General features: G+C 32.9%; 16 protein-coding genes and 1 pseudogene. 2 read left to right on the plus strand and 15 right to left on the minus strand.

What is annotated here, in order from left to right; genetic code table 11:
* Nucleotides 1-561: 561 nt before the first annotated feature.
* The 4 genes from iolG to MOO47_RS02905 form a co-directional block, all read right to left on the minus strand.
* Nucleotides 562-1569, minus strand: coding sequence for an inositol 2-dehydrogenase (gene iolG, locus MOO47_RS02890; RefSeq protein WP_249513299.1), 1008 nt, complete (start codon nt 1567-1569; stop codon nt 562-564).
* A 1097-nt stretch (nt 1570-2666) separates the two neighbouring features.
* Nucleotides 2667-3107 (minus strand): hypothetical protein, encoded by a 441-nt coding sequence (locus MOO47_RS02895; RefSeq protein WP_249513300.1) that lies wholly within the window; start codon nt 3105-3107, stop codon nt 2667-2669.
* A 194-nt stretch (nt 3108-3301) separates the two neighbouring features.
* Entirely contained in the window at nt 3302-3811 is a 510-nt protein-coding gene (locus MOO47_RS02900; protein ID WP_249513301.1) for a DUF262 domain-containing protein, read from the minus strand.
* A gap of 30 nt (nt 3812-3841) precedes the next feature.
* Nucleotides 3842-5992 (minus strand): DEAD/DEAH box helicase, encoded by a 2151-nt coding sequence (locus tag MOO47_RS02905; RefSeq protein WP_249513302.1) that lies wholly within the window; start codon nt 5990-5992, stop codon nt 3842-3844.
* 113 nt (nt 5993-6105) lie between these two features.
* On the opposite strand from MOO47_RS02905, the pseudogene MOO47_RS07750 reads away from it, so the two are divergent.
* Together MOO47_RS07750 and MOO47_RS02915 are read left to right on the plus strand one after the other, a co-directional pair.
* Nucleotides 6106-7185: pseudogene (locus MOO47_RS07750) on the plus strand (restriction endonuclease subunit S); the annotation flags it as partial.
* A gap of 53 nt (nt 7186-7238) precedes the next feature.
* Complete coding sequence (locus MOO47_RS02915) at nt 7239-7544, plus strand: phage integrase SAM-like domain-containing protein (RefSeq protein WP_249513304.1); 306 nt, start codon at nt 7239-7241, stop codon at nt 7542-7544.
* Between the two features lie 163 nt (nt 7545-7707).
* Here the strand turns inward: MOO47_RS02915 and MOO47_RS02920 are convergent, their stop codons facing one another.
* The 11 genes from MOO47_RS02920 to MOO47_RS02970 form a co-directional block, all read right to left on the minus strand.
* Nucleotides 7708-8148, minus strand: a complete 441-nt coding sequence (locus MOO47_RS02920; protein WP_249513305.1) for a phage integrase SAM-like domain-containing protein — start codon at nt 8146-8148, stop codon at nt 7708-7710.
* 53 nt (nt 8149-8201) lie between these two features.
* Complete coding sequence (locus tag MOO47_RS02925) at nt 8202-8642, minus strand: restriction endonuclease subunit S (protein WP_249513306.1); 441 nt, start codon at nt 8640-8642, stop codon at nt 8202-8204.
* A 29-nt stretch (nt 8643-8671) separates the two neighbouring features.
* Complete coding sequence (locus MOO47_RS02930) at nt 8672-9370, minus strand: restriction endonuclease subunit S (RefSeq protein WP_249513307.1); 699 nt, start codon at nt 9368-9370, stop codon at nt 8672-8674.
* Nucleotides 9370-11031 carry a type I restriction-modification system subunit M gene (locus tag MOO47_RS02935; protein WP_249513308.1) on the minus strand — a complete coding sequence of 554 codons (1662 nt, stop codon included), beginning with the start codon at nt 11029-11031 and terminating at the stop codon, nt 9370-9372. Before MOO47_RS02935 ends, MOO47_RS02930 begins: the two co-directional genes overlap by 1 nt.
* 12 nt (nt 11032-11043) lie before the next feature.
* Nucleotides 11044-14292: a type I restriction endonuclease subunit R gene (locus tag MOO47_RS02940; protein ID WP_249513527.1), complete on the minus strand. Its 3249-nt coding sequence runs from the start codon at nt 14290-14292 to the stop codon at nt 11044-11046.
* A gap of 363 nt (nt 14293-14655) precedes the next feature.
* On the minus strand, nt 14656-16098 hold the full coding sequence (locus MOO47_RS02945) for a cation:proton antiporter domain-containing protein (RefSeq protein WP_249513309.1): 1443 nt from the start codon (nt 16096-16098) through the stop codon (nt 14656-14658).
* A 24-nt stretch (nt 16099-16122) separates the two neighbouring features.
* Nucleotides 16123-17235, minus strand: a complete 1113-nt coding sequence (locus MOO47_RS02950) for an MDR/zinc-dependent alcohol dehydrogenase-like family protein (protein ID WP_249513310.1) — start codon at nt 17233-17235, stop codon at nt 16123-16125.
* Nucleotides 17236-17253: 18 nt separating this feature from the next.
* A complete protein-coding gene (locus tag MOO47_RS02955) occupies nt 17254-18063 on the minus strand; it encodes an ABC transporter permease subunit (protein ID WP_249513311.1) in 810 nt (269 codons plus the stop codon).
* Nucleotides 18064-18987: an ABC transporter ATP-binding protein gene (locus MOO47_RS02960; RefSeq protein ID WP_249513312.1), complete on the minus strand. Its 924-nt coding sequence runs from the start codon at nt 18985-18987 to the stop codon at nt 18064-18066. It lies immediately after the preceding gene.
* Between the two features lie 33 nt (nt 18988-19020).
* Entirely contained in the window at nt 19021-19764 is a 744-nt protein-coding gene (locus MOO47_RS02965) for a hypothetical protein (protein ID WP_249513313.1), read from the minus strand.
* Complete coding sequence (locus MOO47_RS02970) at nt 19764-20654, minus strand: ABC transporter ATP-binding protein (RefSeq protein WP_249513314.1); 891 nt, start codon at nt 20652-20654, stop codon at nt 19764-19766. Before MOO47_RS02970 ends, MOO47_RS02965 begins: the two co-directional genes overlap by 1 nt.
* Nucleotides 20655-20663: the final 9 nt, after the last annotated feature.

Here is a 20663-nt window from a genome sequence, read left to right on the forward strand (position 1 = left end):
TGTTATTACTTAATAACTAATCAAAAATAGCTAGATCTATCGAAGATCTAGCTAGAAGATAGTAGTTCAAAATAACTGAAATCAATTAAATCAGAAAATGATTTTTTAGTTTCTATTTAATTTATAGTATTTAACCAAGCAAAATATTTTATTTGCTCTTCAAAATCTTAAAAGCACAAAACATTTGTATTAGGAACAAAAACATAACTAATAAAAACATTTGTACAGCTGACGGTTTACAAAAATAGTAGACTAATGTATTGGTCACCATTGTTAAAAATATTATGACTAAGTAAACACCCTTATCCAAAATAATATGTTACCCCCATGGATTAAATAATTACCTACATCAAATCTAACAAACTTCCCAGGTGGTGTAAATAAAAATCAGCATTTACCTTTGTCTTCTGAAGTAATTAATTGCGTTGTCTTAGTGCATAATGGAAAATTTTATTAGCCTTAGACTGAGCAAATATCATTGATCCAGCTATAACTTTTAAATTAATTTACACTAAAAAAGACGAACAAAAGCTGTTCACCTTTTTTATTTTGGCTGATACGTTAATACTCAACTTTAACTGGTTTACCTGCTGCCAATGACTTTTGAGCAGCTTGTGCTAGTTGCGCAGCGCGCAAAGCATCTGTTCCGGAAACTCTCACCGATTCATCTTTTTCAATTGAATTGTAAAATTCTTTTAATTCATCAATATAAGCTTGCGCATATCGGACTTGGAATGGCTTAGGAATCTTGTCGTGGTGACCACCATCATCAGTTTCAAAGTCAATGTTGCTGTTCCGGTCATTGTCAGTTTCAACTTTACCCTTTGAGCCAAAAACTTCCGCTCTTTGGTCATGACCATAAACGGCTTTGCGGCTATTATCAATTTCGCCGATTGCACCGTTTTCAAACTTCAAGGTCACAATTGCTGTATCAATATCGCCCACTTTACCAATTTCTGGGTCAATCAAGCTGTCACCAATCGCATAAACCTCAGTAACTTCGCTTTGGCTTAAATAGCGCGCCATATCGAAGTCATGAATCATCATATCGTTAAACAAACCGCCAGAAACCTTGATGTAATCAATTGATGGTGGCTCTGGGTCACGAGATGAAATCCGAATAATTTGCGGATCACCAATTTTACCGGATTGTACATAATCATAAATAGTTCTGAAGTTGTGGTCGAATCTTCGATCAAATCCAATCTGCAACTTAACTTGATTATCTTTAACAACTTGTAACGCGTGCTTAATGTCATTAATTTCTTCAGCAACTGGCTTTTCACAGAAAATATTCTTTCCTGCTTTGGCAGCTGCTTCAATTAATTCGGCATGAGTATTGGTAGATGAGGCAATCAACACAGCATCAATTTCATCATTAATAATCAATTCTTGAGCATCTCTAGTATAAAAAGACACATCATACTTTTCAGCCAATTCAGCGATATTAGGCGTTCTGGGAGCAGCAATACCTTTAACTTCGTAACATTCCCGCAGATTAGCTAAATTCTCTAAGTGCATTTTGCCAATCCGCCCCAAGCCAATAACACCAATTCTGATTTTAACCATAATAAAGCATCCTTTTCCAAAAAATTTAAATCCTCAGCTGTAATTGTACAAGCATATTAATATTGTACTTCTTAAAAATGGGACTCAAACATTTAATTGAACCCGAGATTACATTGACGTATCAGAATAGACTTAAAGATATGATTTTGTTCAAGTAAAGTGCTTTAAACTTTTCAAGACTAATTGTTATTAGTACCAAGTATGGAATTTGTGTCACTTAATATGTTTAAATCTTTCAATTCCTGCTCGATATTTCTTCCGTCATTATGAGTGAAAAATTTGATTCCATAGAGTCTTACTTGCTCATTTTCACCAACTAATTCAACATTATCAAGTTGGATACTTTGATTAAATAGTCAGTTCCACAATATCTAACAAATCTCCAAGGTGATGTAAATAAACATCAGCATTACGATTCTTGAATAGTCTTGGATTCAAAAAAGACAAAGTTCAAACATCAATTGAAATATTTATGGATCTCTCATTTCTATGACGTAAGCTTGTACTATTATTTATATTACAAATACAGTGACGTATTAATAGATTGATTTTATAACAAAGATAATCAAAATTCTGATCCAAATTACTCAAAATTAGCCATCCAAATTTAAAATTCTATTTATAATCCAAAAGTCGCTTACAACTACCGACAACATCAGCATTCAAATCAATTTTTACATTGTTAATTTCATAAAGTCAGTAATATTAGTTACAATTACCCACCTAAAACTTTATAAAGCGGCAAATCAGACTTAAAAGCATCAACACAAAACTTTCCTACGATATCTTTGACAATATAAATCAAACATTTTATTGTAAATATTAATCGATAAAATGTACGTATCCTTAATTTGTTGCAATGTCATGGGAACATTTTCTTATAAGATTATTTTTGTCCATAAATATTACCAAATTAGGATTATACAAGATACGCTGTGCTTCTTTAAACAATCTGAAATAGTTAACTTGGCGACAATTAGCAGTTCATTCTTAATTTTGGGCCTGTGCTATGACCCCACAATAAAATTGTAATAAAGCAGTAGCATATAAATTAAACATTTCTTTTTATAAGGGGTTTCCGTCTAATATTCTTCTACTTAGTTGCTATCAGTTTTTGACAAATAACAAAGACCAACAACAATCTGATTAAGTCCATTTGTTGGCACCTGACAAACTTTAACTCTAAACAAGTAGCTTTCCAAAATATGTGCTAATTCATTGGTGTATACTTGATCAATTGCACCAAAACTAAGTAAATCCATTAACAGCAGCAAATAAGAGAAAACCACCTTACTGTCTATTACGTTGATATGATCTAAAATTCTATTAAATTCAGTATCAGCCGTTTTGTGATTTAATATCTGATCATAATAATCGGCAAACTTAAATAAATCCACCAAAGCAGCTTCAGAGTTCAGACCTTCAGAAATGAAGTAATTTTTGTAGCTTCCATAAACATTATTTTTCTTGATTGACACATGAGTTTTCACAATTAAATAGTGACGAATAAATTCAGTAAAAGCTTTAGTCGAAAACATTCGCTCAATTTTTACCCAATATTTTTTGTAAAGTTTTGACTGCTACTGTGAATCCAGCTTCATTAGAAGAAAGTTTCGTACTAAGTCTGATGCTGAAAGTGATACACCTGTCTAATTCAAGCTTTCAAAAATAACTTGTGGATTTTCCTCATTGGTATCACCACTTAATTCAATATAGACCATATTGAAGTGGGTCATTGCTTCGTATAATTTTGTACCATCAATATCCGAATCCTTAACAAGCTGCTTAAACAATCGATAGTTATCAGTAACTTTGGATAGCTGATCATATCGTTCATCTCATTCATAACAGAATTAAACGCTTCATAGTCATGCTCAATTGGCTTTAACTTGAGGTGATTATTGTTATCCAGATACTTATTAGTCAAATATTCTTCTTCAATTTCATCACGATCCGATTCATCAGCATCTGCCAATGCTTTTAACAGTAATGTCAAACTTGTTAACCGTTGCTGTCCATCAATGATGCGATAAATATGACTCATTTTGTTACCTGTTTCAGTAACATAGACAATCGCACCAATGAAATGATCAGTATCGTTTCGGGCTGCCAACGTTAAATCAGCAAAAAGCTGTTCGCACTGATCTTTATTCCACTCATAATTTCGTTGAAAAACTGGAATTTCAAAAATTGTTTTTCCACTTCCTAAAAAATCAAACAAGTGTATACTATCAGCTTTCACGCTAACTTTCCTCCCCAAATTCACGTTGTACTATACCTGCAAAGTACCCTCTGTAGCATACTTAGCAGCATCGATCTGCTTGAAGTGTTTCTCCATCAAATTATCTTTCAGATTTTCATCAAAGCCAAAAATATAGTTGGTTGCAATTAGATAAATAATTCGTGTTGGTGCAAAACCATAGACTTGGTGCTCCATAATATGCTTAATCCGTTCATGATCATTCGGGAATAGTTGTTTCATCTTTTCACTGCGAAATAGTCGCTTAATTATCTCTGTAATGTACAAACCTGACTTCATATAAAGATCAGCAAAAGTTTTATCAGGATCATCAAAAATACCGGGATTATTTGCCTCAAGATCATCGACCATATGCTTGACTACTGCCTTAGGAGTAAAAATCTGGTTTGTCTTTTGCGGTGGAATGTAATCAAAAATATCTTCTTTACTGTTATCCTCAAAATAATTACTTAATTGATTCTTCTTCTCAAGAAATTGTTGGATTGAGTCATTAAAGGTTACTTCATCAAATAAGTGACCATCAAAATGCTTCTTTTCGCTAGTTTGGGCATCAACGTAATCGCCACCATCTCGTAAGAAACGGAATTGATCCTCAGTAATGCCAGTAACTTCTTTGAAAACATCATCCTCAGTGTAGTCATCAAAATTCTGAAGTGTCAAATTCTTATCACCGTATGCCATAATGAAGCTGGGAATGGTTCGAGAAAAGCCACGTAAGTGAGCTCTAGCATCTTCTTCAATACCACTTTTTTTCTTCTCCTCTTCCTTCTTTTCAACACGTTCAACAACCTTAGCAGGTACATCCTCAACAATCTTCTGGACGTGTTCCTGTACCTTTTTGCTAAAATCAGTAATAATACTTTCAACTTCAGTTTCGTATTCTGCTTTAGCATCATCCAGTTCTGACTGGTCACGTGCTGCTGTTTGTTCTTTCTTATAGTTAACCTCAGCAACTTTCTTTTGATCGTTGAACTTGTCCGCAATCTTAGTAAGTGCCTGCTCGTTTTCTTTTTCAATCTGTTGTTGCTGCTTTTTGACTTCTTTCTCAGTCAAATCATAATCATCAGTAATTCTATTAGTAACTTCTTTACTTAATGATTCATTAACTTGCTTTGCAATAGTCTTAGCCGCCGACTTAAAGTCTGAGTCTGCACTAGTAGTAGCAGCATCACCTACTAATTTATTTCCCAGATCAGAATAAACTTTATCGCCAAAAAGTTCCCCAGACTTACCAATTATTCTTTTCTTTTGGATTTCGACTTCGCCATCATCATTAACCGAAACATCTTCGGCACCGTCAATGGCAGTTTGATCAGTCTTTTTAGCCTTACCTTCTTTAGCAATTACTAATCCATTTAATATTTCTCGCACTTCAGCTGGTGCAGTAAAAATTCGTGAAATATTAGTAAACAAGAAACTGCTCATAAAGCCACGTTTAACTACTTCTTGCGACTTTAATTGACGTGGAATTGACATCACTTGCTTGGCATCAAGTTCAACCATCTTACCATTATCATCCTCACCAATAACAGGGAAGAAATTCAATAGTTTACGAATATTTTCCTCATGCTCAGCAGCAGTTCCTTTACCATTGGAAGTTTCAGCCATCAAATCATTAGCAAACTCATCAAAAATAGTTAAAGTTCGTGTTGGGTCAAAATCAAAGACATAAGCATTTTCTTTTTGAACTAATTCGTCACCTCGTTTGAAAGTATAAGGATTTTGTGCTCTAAAGGCAGCCTGCATATATTCAGCTGGACTCTTCATACTCGAAAGCATTAAAACACCTGACCAAGGTCCTACTGTTACACCCGTAGTGAGTTGCCCAACACTTAAAGTGATAGTTTTTTTATCAGATGCTTTGGTTGCATTTCTAACCTTATCAAGTGCTTTTTCATTCACCCTATCAAGTTGATCATCATCTAATTGATCATCATCCAGTTTACCGTCTCCAGCAGCTAGGATGATATCATAATCCTTAAATACAGGATGATTTTTCAATTTCTTTGCTAAAGCTTTAGCACTATCTACGCGATTAAGTAACCAGAAGGTATGTGCTAAATCAGTTCGCAATTCTGGTGTTGAAAATGGATATTTTTCACCAGCGGTTAATGTATCTAAAAAATGATCAATTGCTTCATCATACACAAATTTTCGATCCATAAATGTTTCAAAATTATAAAGTTTAATTTATTTGACATAAATTTGTCTAACTTCTTAAATATAGCGCAAGAAATCTAATACAGGTATATTAAACTCACGCTTGGGAACAACGTAAGTTGGGCGAGGTATTAGAATATGAGCAGCCAACAAAATACATTGTTAATTCAACGTTCTACGATGATAATTTTACTACACCTGTATTGACAGCTGGTCAAAGTTTCATTTTAGGATTTACAAGCGAAGATAGAAATGTAAAATTTGCATCGAATCAAGTTCCGGTGATAATATTTGATGATTTTACAACTAGTTGTCATTTTGTTAATTTTCCTTTCAAAGTTAAAAGCTCTGCTATGAAGTTATTAACTAACAAAGATCAAAATAATGACTTATTCTTTCTTTATAATGTATTAAAGCGGATAAGCTATATACCTAAGGGCCATAAACGTCACTGGATTTCAACTTTTTCCAATTTTAGATTCATGACTACAGATTATGATGAGCAAAAGCAAATAAGTATTCTACTTCAAAAACTCAATCATCTCCTCACTCTTCATGAGCGTAAGTTAGAATTACTCAAAGAATTGAAGAAAGCTTTCTCCCAGCTTATGTTTCCTGATAAGGATGAAACTGTGCCTAAATTGCGGTTTAAAGGGTTTGATGGTGAGTGGAAACAACGTAAGCTGGATGAAATTTCAAAAATAGTTATGGGACAAAGTCCTAAAGGAGAGAATTACACATCTAATCCGAACGATTATATTTTGGTTCAAGGCAACGCAGACATTAAAAATAAAAAAGTGTTTCCGAGAGTATGGACTACTCAAGTAACAAAAATAGCCAAAAAAAATTCGATAATTTTATGTGTACGGGCTCCGGTTGGTAACGTCGTAAGAACAAATTATGATGTAGTAATTGGGAGGGGAGTTGCCGCAATTGAGGGAAATGAATTTATTTATCAGTTGTTGCAGCAATTGGACAATTCAGGATATTGGATACCCATAAGTACAGGATCAACCTTTGAATCCATAAGCTCAAATGATATAAAAATGGTAAAGACTTTATTTCCTAATGAATTCGAACAAGAAAAAATAGGTTCAATTTTGCGAAAAATAGATCAGCTCCTCACTCATCAAGAAAGTAAATTGGAAAAGCTAAAACAAACAAAGAACTTCTTTTTACAAAAAATGTTTATCTAATCTACTAAAACCAGTAAAATTAATACATTACTCTAAAATCAAGGACTTAAGTAATGTACAAAAATCAATTATTTTATCGCTATTTTGCTGAGTGGATGTATTTATACAAAAATGGTGCAGTTAGACCGATAACCTTTAGCAAATATAAGACTAGCTTGCAAAGTTTAAAGATAATTGCACCTAAGGTTAAGCTATCAGACTTAGATCGACAAACTTATCAGAAGATACTGAATGAATATGCAAAAAATCATGAAAAACAGACAACAATGGATTTTCATAGGCAACTGCGAGCATCATTAGAAGATGCACTGGACGAAGGTATAATCAATACGCGATCCAACACGAAAAGCTGTTCTTAAGGGAACAATTCATAGAAATCATAAGATGAAATTTTTTAACGTCAAGCGGAATTAGTTAAATTATTAGAACAACTTGACTTAGAAAGTCAACTTTCATGGGATCATTTTATTCTGCTGATTGCAAAGACAGGTCTACACGCTTTAGTGAAGCGTTGGGCTTAACTCAGCTGACTGTCTTTGCAATCAGCAGAATAAAATGATCCCATGAAAGTTGACTTTCTAAGTCAAGTTGTTCTAATAATTTAACTAATTCCGCTTGACTTAAAAATTTCATCTTATGATTTCTATGAATTGTTCCCTTAAGAACAGCTTTTCGTGTTGGATCGCGATTGATTATACCTTCGTCCAGTGCATCTTCTAATGATGCTCGCAGTTGCCTATGAAAATCCATTGTTGTCTGTTTTTCATGATTTTTTGCATATTCATTCAGTATCTTCTGATAAGTTTGTCGATCTAAGTCTGATAGCTTAACCTTAGGTGCAATTATCTTTAAACTTTGCAAGCTAGTCTTATATTTGCTAAATGTTATCGGTCTAACTGCACCATTTTTGTATAAATACATCCACTCAGCAAAATAGCGATAAAATAATTGATTTTTGTACATTACTTAAGTCCTTGATTTTAGAGTAATGTATTAATTTTACTGGTTTTAGTAGATTAGATAAACATTTTTTGTAAAAGATATTTCTTTTGTTTTTCTAGTAGCACTATTTTTTGTTTTTGAAAAGTGATATTATCATCAATTTTTTTAAAAAATTTGCCAATATGGCCTTGTTCTAAGTTTCCTTTTGGCATTAAAAATTTTATTTTCCCAATTTCTTCCTTATTTATTTTTTGCGGAATAGCCGTTGTTAGCGTTCTAGCATGTAAATTCTTTTGGAATTCAAATGATTGAATTGAGCTATATAGAAAGTATGAATCAATATCAAAAGGTTTTAACAAGGCTAAGCTTACATAAAATGCTACTTTTTCATTATTTTTTACCACATTTGGAGTTCCAACATCGCCTATACGTGTCATCAGTACATCATCTTTTTGTGGATACACTTTGAACTCACTTTTGAATTCTTCCTCAGTTATAAATTTTTGAGATTTCAATGTTTTAATATTCTCCACTGAAAGAAACATTATACCTGAATCTTTATAATTTGGAGTTTGGTGAATTCCGTCATAACTATTTTTGAAATTTCATCCAGCTTACGTTGTTTCCACTCACCATCAAACCCTTTAAACCGCAATTTAGGCACAGTTTCATCCTTATCAGGAAACATAAGCTGGGAGAAAGCTTTCTTCAATTCTTTGAGTAATTCTAACTTACGCTCATGAAGAGTGAGGAGATGGTCAATATTACTAAAAAATTGACTCAAAATTACTTGTTCAGATATATTTGGAATCAATACATTAAAATTAGTCAATATAGGTAGTCTTAAACTATCTACAGTAGCTTTTACAGTATATTTCAAAGCGTGTCGTTTAAAATTTTTCTTCATACAATATAAGATAAATTTACCTCTACAATCAGAAAAATTACTAATTTTGTATACTCTTTGATGATAATCAAATTTTCCATTTACATAGTGATATATATCGCCTAATTTTCCTTCACCAGGAATTAAAATTGCTTCGCCATCAAAAGTATACCTATTACTACGCTCAATATTTTCTGATCTAACAAAAAACGGATATTTTCCATCATTTACAGCATCTTGTTGATTGCTTGAGCCAGTTGATATCCTAGCAATTTCACCCAACTTACGTTGTTCCCAAGCGTGAGTGAAACCACGAAAGCGAATATTGGGAACCAGTTTTTCTTCCTTTGCATCCATTATTTAAACAGCTCCTTCAATAGTTCAAGATCATGCTGGGTCGTCTCGTCAGAACCCACCAATTTATCTAAACTAGAAGCAATTTCTGAATTAAGCTTCTTAATTTGTTTGTTATCTTCACCATACTCTTTAACCAATTTCTCAATATCAACTGGCACTTCCTCTTCAAATGTATCAACATAGCGGGGAATATTGAGGTTATAGTCGTTTTCTCGAATTTCATCAATTGTTGCTAAGTGCGCATACTTGTCAAGATCTTTACGTTCTCTGTAAGTCTTAATAATCTTGTCAATATTCTCATCAGTTAGGTAATTTTGATTCTTACCTTTTTCAAAATCCTTAGAAGCATCAATAAAGAGAATATCATTAGTTGAGCGCTTTTTCTTAAACACTATAATTACAGTCGGAATGGACGTCCCATAGAATAAGTTAGCTGGTAAACCAATCACCGTATAAATCTGATTTCCTGTTTGATGTTCAATCAAGTTCTTACGAATAATGCCTTCTGCAGCCCCGCGGAACAACACTCCGTGCGGTAGTACAATAGCCATGGTACCTTCATCATTTAAATGATATAAGCTGTGCAAAACAAAAGCATAATCGGCTTTAGTTTTAGGTGCTAATTTGCCATATTCTTTAAAACGCGGATCCTTCAATTTTGTTTCACTATTGTCCCAACGTGCTGAATATGGCGGATTAGCAACTACTGCATCAAAGGATCGCGGATGATCAATACCGTCAGCATCAGGACCATCAGGCCAATCGCTTTCTAATGTATCAGCATTAGATAAGACCATGTTAGTATAAGAGACACCGTGCATCATTAAGTTCATCCGCGCCAAGTTATAAGTGGTCGTATTCTTTTCTTGACCATGGAATCGCATCGCACCTGGACGGTTGCCCCCAGGTAATTCATTTTGTACTGTTAATAATAATGAACCTGATCCACAAGTTGGATCGTAAACTGAGAAAGTTTGATCTGATTTTTCAACGCCATGAACAGCAATCTTAGCCAGAACCTTTGATACTTCGTGTGGTGTATAAAACTCTCCACCCTTTTTACCAGCTGAAGCCGCAAACTGACCAATTAAGTATTCATAAATTGACCCCAGAATGTCCTTTCCGTCAGCACCATTATATTCAATTCCATCAATTAAATTGGCAATTTTACTTAATGATTTAGCTCTAATGGTAGTTGTTGCTCCCAAGCGCGAATCGCTCAAATTGATATCATTGAAAACGCCGCTAAAGTCTTGAACAGCTTCTTTATTAAGGGAAGAATTTTTATTGAAGTTATCAAACAAATCTTGATAATCACTAGGAACAACTTTACTATTATTGATCTTATCAATCAGTGAAGCCCAAGTATCCTCCGGTTCCATCGCATAACCTAAACTTGAAGAAATATCTTCCAGATAATCCTCCAACTCACTCCCCACTGCTTGTTTCTTATATGCATCATTAACCGACTGACCTGGCTCAATATCAATAATATTATTATCAAATAAATATTTTTCTTGTTGCTCCGACAAATAGCGATAAAACATAAACGCCAGAATATAATTTTTGTATTCTGAAGCATCCATACTTCCGCGTAATTCATTAGCCATTGTCCATAATTCTTTTTCTACTTGCTCTTCTTTTATCAATTTGTCTGTCATATTATCGGACTCCTATTTATTTTTGTCCATGTCGTCAGCTTTTTGATAGATTGCATCTCGTAAACTATTGCGATATTTAATCTTCGATAGATTTTTAACTTTTTCATCTTTAGCTAACATCTTATAACTAGCACTTGCTTCAGTTACAATATCACTGAGTTGTCTGGCGTTATCTAAATCCTGTTTACCGTATACATGTTGCCCAAATAGATTACGCAACTTAGCAAGTGAAATAACGTTCTCAATACCCCACTTCATCTGGAAGTACAACAATTCGTCATCTAAAACTACTGAGTGCGCCGCTTCAATAACTTCATCACTATTCTGTAAGTGATACGGATATTTTAATTTGGAGTCTTCAGATGGGTACTCACCCTTAATAATGGCACCAGTTGCCTTTTTGATTTTCTTAGCATAAGTTTGATCTTCTAATCCGTCGGCAAATTTATGGATTTCTTCTTGCGTAGTTTCTGCCGCCTTCATTTTATTCTCATGGACTTGATTCAGTAATTGTTCGATTAATTCAGTTAAGTAGTCATAATTGACAGTAACATCCCTTATCTTCTTAACGTGAAAATCAATTTGCGGCAGCGGAATATTTTTTTTCTTAGAAATATGTCGTTTTAATTCATTAGTCAAAACCGTCGTTAAGAAAGTTTCTTCATCAGATGTCATTCCCAATGCTTTAATTAAACCATCGGGATCATCATAATCGAAGCCTTGTCCACCATTTGCATCATCTGGTTTATCATACTGTTTTAACTTAGCAATCCCGGCACTATAGTTCTGTAATTCTTTAATCGCCTCTTCTTTAGCATGTTCAGATTTTGGTACATCACTCAAATTATCCGTCAAATTACGTAAGTTAGTAACATTTTGCTTAACTGATTTAAATGTCTCTTCATAACTAGGAGCAGTGACGCCGTCTTCCACATTTTTACTTTTCCGCTCTTCTTCTGACAGTTCGGCTGACTTTTCATCAGCATAAATTGCTAAAGCGCGATTCATTAGCTTTTCGTTTTGCGCTGGCCAGCGGTAATTAATTATATGCCCCCACGGCTTATCTTCCATGTCATCAATTCGGTTGGTACGTGAATATGCTTGGATTAAACCTGCATCTTTTAAGGTACGATCAACATATAAAGTGTTTAATTGTGGAGCATCAAAACCTGTCAACAGCTGGTCGACTACAATTACAATATCCAGGTAATTTTTATCACTGACAGTTTTATTAAGCCGCGAAATAACATCTTGAGTATAACCAGCTGTATCATCCATTTCAAAGTTAGTGCCAAATTCCTTGTTATAGATTTGAATGGCACGAAATAGACCTTGATTAGTTGATACCATTGTATCCGTATCGGAAGTATTATAACTGAAAGTCACAGCCACCTTTAAAAGTGGCTTCCTATCTTTATCATCAAGCTTAAGATGAACTTGATTGTAAGCTGCATTTTCTTGATTAACCCGCTGAAATTCATCAAAATACATCATTGCCATTGGTGTACTTGCTTTCATTCCACCAACATGCGTTGTAAATAAAGCATTATATTTGCCTTCATTAGAACGATTAGGCCAATTGTCAAAAATATCTTTGACTACTGCTTTAACATGATCCGGATTTTCATCATAAAAACTAGTCGTAATTTCATCGTCCATATCTTCTGGTGTTAAATTATCAATTTTATCCTGAATTTTTGCTTGCGACCATTTAGGATATTGCTTATGATAAAACGCTGGTAAATAAGTGCTTTTTACACTTTCAATATCAAAAGTATTTTCAAAATCAACTTTAAAACCTAAAACATTGTGATCAGCAATCGCATCCCTAATCGTATAAGAATGGAGTAATGGTCCAAAAATATCTTCCGTCCTCAGCCCTTTAGTAGTGTCATCAAAGGTGGGTGTACCCGTGTACCCGACCCAAGCAGAGTGCTTGAAAGTCTGCTGGATTAGCTTAAAAGCATCCCCTGCGGTTGAACGATGTGCTTCATCAACAATAAAAACAAAATGTTTATCAGGTGCTTTGAATGATTTGCGCTTAACAAGCGTTGCAAGTTTTTGAACTGAAGTAACAATAATATTATTATCTTTCTTTTTTAGCTTGCGACTTAATTCATTAGTATTTCTGGTACTTTGAATATTTTCTGTGGCTTCATTAATATTAGTGTCTGGATCATAAGCACGGTAATTTTCTAATGTTTGCTTAGTTAAGACAATACGGTCAACTAGAAAAACCACCTTATCAATATTTGGCATTCGACTAGCTAACCAAGCCGTTTTAAAACTAGTAATGGTTTTACCCGACCCCGTAGTGTGCCAGATGTAACCGAGTTTATTAACACCAAAATCAAAATCTGCCTGTTTAATTTTTTCAATAACAGCTTGCGTTGCATAAACTTGATATGGCCGCATCACTTTTAAGCTTTCATTGTTTTTAGTACCGTCTAAAATCATATAATTAGTTGCCATTTTATGAGCCATTGGAATTGACAACATCGAATCAGCAAATTCTCGCCAGTTACGCACAGTCTTCTTTTTAAGCCCATTTTTACGTTGCCAATTGAAAGCAAAATCTTTATTAAACTTGTCTTTAGTAGTATTCGCCATATACTTAACATTATTCGGTGACATGGCTACCAAAATTTGCACCAAAGAAAAAATATCGCTATATTGATTTTCATCAATATATTGATTCATCTGATTAAGTGCTTCATTAATATCATGCGTACTCCGTTTTTCTTCAATTTGAATAACCGGTAAGCCGTTAATTAGCAGTGTGGTATCAAATCTACGGTTTTCTTTACCTAATATTTTTGCCGGTCGCCTGATTTGATTAACAACTTGATAAACAGTATCACCTGCACCAACCTGTGCCTGATCAAATAAAGTCAAATACACATGTCGTCCATTATCCAAATCAATTTCAATTTGGGATTTTCCATTTAAACCATAAAGAAACTGACCTGCTTCATAAGGAGTTTTTATATCAGAAATAATGCGCTGAATTTGTTTGAATTCCGCGGAGCTAAGTTTCTCATAGTTTAAAGTTCCTTGATTATTTTGCTCGACAATCTTCTTGAAATTTGCCCATAGTTGTTCTGTAGTTTTTATTCCAGGTTCATACTTCCATAGCTTAGTTTTAGTTATATAATCTCTTTCAGAACAATTGTCTTTCATGTGTTCTGCGGATTGCGTGGTATCGATCACTCCAGTAGAAAGATATTGAATCAATTCTGTTTCAAATTCATCTTCACTCATTACCATTTTTATTTTCCCCCATTTATTTCCTTAAATTTACTATATGGATCCTTTCGATCTAATGGTTGAAATATTACAAATTGCAGTGTACCGCTTACAAAAGTTACCACTGCTTCCATTCTCATTTTGTTGAGTGCCTTATTAAAATTACATATATTTATCTAATAAATTCATTATGTACCTTTCTTACAATCTAGTCAGTACTTTTTTACAAATTATTTTGTACATTTCCAAAACCACAAAACATAGTCAACCGATAAAATTAGGATATTTACAAATATTCAACTTGTCGTTTTCCACACAAAAAAAGCACTTGAATTAAGTGCTTTTCTGTCAATAACTTTCTAACAAAACAGCTCGTACTTACCTTGGCTTGCTTAAATCTGTGTGCAATTTGGAAATCTCTTCCCAGGGTCCAGTTAAAATCAGATGATCATGTAACTGCATAATTGTTTCACCATGCGGAATCAGTGACTTTCTTTGCCGAATAATCCTACTGATAGTAACATCCTTAGGCAGTTGCGAAATTTGAGTTCCTGCAAAATTAGGATTCAAAATCTCAAATTCAAAGATTTGCGAATGAACCGAGGTAATTAACGGTAAAATCCGTGGTGATTCAATTGCAGACCGTAAAACACCTACGCCCACATCAAACGTGTTGAAGTATTCAATATCGGCTTGTTCTAATTTTTGGGTCATTTGACTAGTTTCTTCAAGATCAGGATTATCCAAACGAACTAAAACACGCTCGACACCATACTTTTTGGCGGCTAAAGCTAATTCATAATTAGTTTGGGAAAAAATATGCGCGATCACTAAAATGTCAGTATCAAATACTCCCTCTTCAATCAAAGTCTTTTCATCCAAGTTACGAACTCCAGTTACCGGCGCAGTAGAATGAAAAGTTTCATAACTTTCTTGATGAGTAGTATAAAGCGAAACGTCATACCATTCTGATGGTAATTGTTGGCAAGCAGTTACGGACAAAGACGTTACACCAATGATATGAACATTAGTTTTATTAACTTGCTGTTCTTCAGGTTGATACAATTTTTTAAACATGAGCGGACCGAGTAAGCAAGTCAAGACAGCACCTATGATAAAAGCGCCCCCTTGTTCACTAGTTAAAGCATGAATATCCTGGGCAATTGCCACACCAGATATAACTAAAGTAATCGTCGTTTCAGCCAGCCAAGTACCCGCAATAGAATTTTTCTTCGAAAAGAGCAACTGTAAACCAAAGTAACTAGGTAATTTGGCGATTAAAAAGGCAACTAATAACAGGGGGATCAAAATTAAGGTAGTTTTGGAACTTAAAAGTGTGACAAGATTCAATTTGACACCAGTTAAAATAAAGAAAAATGGAATGAGCAAACCATAGCCAATCGCATTCAACTTCATTTCTGTACTCTTTTGTGGCTCAAGCAACTTAATCACAATACCAGCCAAGAATGCCCCTAAGATATTTTCGGCTCCAACTGACACTGCCATAACAACCAAAATGATAATAACCAAGAAAGCAAAACGCATATCCAGTTGTGTAGTCGATTTAGTAAATTTATTGAAATTTTTAAAAAAGTTGTGAAAACGTGTCAATAAGAAGGCTGCTGCTAAAAAGACAAGTGAAAGCAGCCACAAAGTGGCACCATTACCACTTTTAATGGAGGAATAAACAGTTAAGCCTAATAGTGGTATAATTTCTCCCAAAACACCCACCAATAATAATGTTTGCCCGTAAGTATTACCGAGCAGATTATTTTCTTTCAAAATACTAATCATGACGCCTAAAGGAACTGTGGCGAACAAATTAGATCTAAAACTAGAATCACCTTATTCTCGATAGTTCATAATAACCTTGCCAAAACGAGCATTAACATTATAAGTTTGGTGTAAAAAATCATCTCCATTATTTGGTGTAAATGATCCATAAATTTTAAAAGGTGGATTCTTTATGTCATATCTTCTTATAGCTTGAACCAAATCTTCAGTGGTTCCAATGCAATTACCTATAATTGAAATATTATTTATCATTACTTGGAGCATAATATCTTGTAGTTTATTTTCAATTACATAATCAGTCGGCTCATAAAAAGTTTTATGCTGATTTTTATAACCACATGTAATATATCTACCTCCTACATTGAGATGATTGACAGCGGTTCCAATATGAAGATCAAAAAAAGGATCAAAAATGACATCAAATTTTCCCAGAATATCTGGCCATTTAATATTTTTACGTTCCATATAAAAATACTCTGCACCTTGCACAGTACTCAATTCTTCTTTGCTCCATGGTGTAGTTGATAAAATAGTAGTGTTAATACCACGATTCAGCAATCCTCTAATTATAAATAGCGAAGTATTAGAACGTGCACTCAATACTAGTGCACGTTCAGTACTATTTATATTACTACGTCTAATCATACTTTCAGATGTTTGGCCACCAATAGAAAATCCCGCAGCAATATTATTAGATATCTTAGTGTCTATTTTCAATAATTTAGAATGATGGAGCCTTAACCAACCTTTTGATGCTTCATTAGTCACAACCCCAGGGGCAACATTAGGAGCAGGAGCATCAGGATATGCACAGTCAGGAATAACTCTATCACCTATTTTTAAATCTTTAACATCTGGACCAATTGCTATTACTTCGCCAACAAAATCAGATCCAAAATATGATATAGGAGATGCTTCACTCTCAAGTCCATAATTGATTTTATTACCATTTTTAACAATAATAGCTTTGTCACGATAATTACACGAAAAAGAAAGTACTTTTATTAATACAAAACCACTATTTTTATAACTGCCTTTATCAAATCTTGGTTTATTAACATCTAAAGTGCCAACTTTTATTTCATTTTCTGCTATCTGTATAGGATTACTATTACATCTAGAATAAGGAATTAATTTGTCATTTATCAAACCTATAATTTTCAACTTTATAACCTCCATGAATTATAAATTTAACGTAATTTTTTCACGATTAAATTTTTTAACTACTATTTTAAATATTACAAAATCAATTATTACCAAAATAAATGCTAATAATAACGTTACTAAAACATTAAAAATCAGCAATCCACTTGCTTGAGAAATTATTAATCCAATAAGCGGTAAAATCAAAATCATAGAAACCGATTGTGCAGATTTACTAGATGAAACTCTTTGGGAAACCATAATTACCAATAATATAGATAAAAAAGTAATTACCGGAACTAAAACAAATCCTACAGTGATCCAAACAACATTAGGAAAAATAACTCTACCAAAAATAGTTAAACCAACAGTATCCAGAATAATACCGTAAATTAATATAGATCCCCAAGTTATAAAAACACTTGGAATAGCTGCTGCCATAATCTTGCCCAAGATTAATTCTGAATCAGTGACAGGTGTATACAGCAATCCTTCCAATGTTTTATTTTCTTTTTCACCAACAAAACTAGTACTAGCAATAACAGTAGAAACAATAATTGGAATTAATAAAAATAATGGAATGAAAAAATAAATAAACAAAGCGTACGTACCAATTTGACTATGAGGAATATTATTCGGTAAAAACTTGACACTTAAATTCCCCAAAAACTGATTAATGCCACTTACATTTTGAATTAAAGCATTCCTAGTACCTCCAATAATGATTAATAAGGGTAAAATTATACTGAAAATTATAGGTATGATGAACAATGATGTCAGCGTTGCTTTATCTTTTTTTATTTCTAACAATTCTTTATTCATAATAGTAACAACTCTATTTTTATTCACTTACAGCACTCCTTTACCTAATAGATCAAAATATAATTCTTTAATTGTATGTTCAACTTTGTTAATTCCGATTACATCAACATTTGATGTAATCGTAGCAATTATTCTAGGAATGGATTGTTTGTTTTTCACTGTTAAATAAACTTTTTCATTTTTAAAGAAGTAATTATTAGAAAAATTTTGATCAAAATAATCTCTAGCTTTGTTGGCATTATCCAACTCTATTTTTAATTGTGTAGTTGGCCAATGTTCATTAATTAATCTATTTGCTTCTCCTTGGACAATTACCCGTCCACTATTCATTATTAAAATATCCGTTGCTAATTGTTCTAGACCATCCAATTGATGAGTAGCCATAATAATTGTAGTATCTTTCTCTTCAATATAACTCTCAAGACAATCAATTAACTTCCGAGATGTTTGTGGATCCAAACCAGATGTAGGTTCATCCAATATTAATAATTTTGGTTTAGGTAATAATGATCTAATCAGCAATATTTTTTGTCTCATTCCTTTGCTTAATTGCTTTACCTTGTCATCCGATCTAGATACCAGCTCAAATACATCCAATAACTCAGCAATATCTGACATAGCCCTTTTTGCAGGAATATTATATAAATTAGCCCAAATACGTAAATTTTCAATTATACTTAGATTTTCATACAATGATCCGTCATTTTGAACGCTTATTTTTTCCCTTAATTTATCTGCTACTTTGCGAGAATTTAATTTCTGATTAAAAATAACAATATCGCCGTTATTCGGTACAATTAGCCCAGTCAACAACCTGATAGTAGTAGTTTTACCTGCACCATTTGGACCTAATAACGCTAAAACATGTCCTTTAGCAAGTGAAAAACTCATATCATTAACAACATTTATACCGTTAATTTTCTTGCTGACATTATTAAAATTTATTATCATAAAATAATTTTTCTCCTTCTAGTTACTAAATAATTAAATTTTATTTTTGGGTCTTATAGCAATTATAAAAATAGAAATGAATGTCACAATTAATCCTGTATAAATCATTAACCAGTAAGAAGAAAAATTATTTTGTAAAATTTTAATTGGACTCAATAATCCCGTGAAAGACCACTTTTTAAACCAGTCAATATTATTAATTACGGTTGTAATTATTATTAACAACTCTATTAAGGCCGATGCAACAAAAGCAGAATCCAATAAAATTGCCAAGCATGTCCCCAAAATGGTAACAAAAAGTACTCCCATTGTTTCAAATAAGATCATATAAATAGCATTTTTGAAATTCAAATTAGAATAGTAAATCCAAGTCATATATATTGAAAATAAGCCACCCAACCAAACCATTATGGTTAAAAACAATAAGCTTACTAATAATTTAGGAAAATATAGAGTTATAAAGCTATTATTTCTTGTTAAATAAAATAATCTTATAGCTTTATTTTTAGACACTAAAACCATACTGGAAACAATAAATACAGCAATAAACAATAACATTTGTGTAACATTTTTGAAATAAGACTCAAAAACACTTTCAATAGTTACTTTATTAATCAATAAGGACGATTTAGACATAGAAGGACTTAACCACCCTAAAATATCATTAGCATGGTAGGCTAAAACTGGTGATACTATTCCTGTAGATAAAAAAACAAGTAGCAAGACCAACATTTTATTACTACGAAGCCAACGTTTTATCTCAATTAAATACAACATTATTTATTAATCACCGCCATTTTAAAAGCTTCTGTTAGAGACATATCAAATTTACAAATACAATTTATTATATCTGCATGGAGATACGCTATTTCCATTACGATTTTAAAATCAGAATCAGAAAAAAATATTTCCAAATTATCAGGATCACATTTTAATAAATTAATTTGTTTTTTTTGTAATTCATTTAATATAGTTCCATAACTATATTTATCTTTTGTACGTATACTTGCTTTTTTATAAAAACTATTTTCGTAGTCAATAAATTTTTGCATACTTCCCGTATATATAATTTGTCCATTATTCAATACTATTAATGATTTAGCTATGCGCTGAATATCATCCAGTTCATGGCTGGAAATCACTACAACTAAATATTTAGATAGATTTTTAATTAAATCCAAAATATCTTGCTTTCCTAATGGATCCAAAGCACTAGTAGGTTCATCCAAAAACAATAACTTAGGTTTTAATATAAGAGAACTAGCAATTCCTAGTCTTTGCTTTATTCCTCTTGAAAAAGTACCAACTTTTTGTTTAGTATACTTACTAAGACCAACTAATTTTAAAATTTTTATAGCTCGTGATTCATCAAAATTAACATGTGCTAAAAAAGAAGATTGTTTTAATACTTCTAAAGAGAATAATTCGGGTTCAAATTCTGGTGTATCTGGACAATAAGCAATAGACTGAGTGCCTATTTTAAAATCGCCGTCAATAACATTGTTAAATCCCATAATAGTATTAATTAAAGTTGTTTTACCAGCTCCATTAGGTCCTATCAATGCAATAACATTAGGTTCATCACTAATATTGAAGGTAAGTCCATTCAATATTTCAATATTATTAATGGCTACATGAAGGTTATTAGCACTAACAAGTTCAACCATATTAATTCT

The organism is Bombilactobacillus thymidiniphilus (assembly GCF_023380245.1).
Lineage (GTDB): Bacteria > Bacillota > Bacilli > Lactobacillales > Lactobacillaceae > Bombilactobacillus > Bombilactobacillus thymidiniphilus.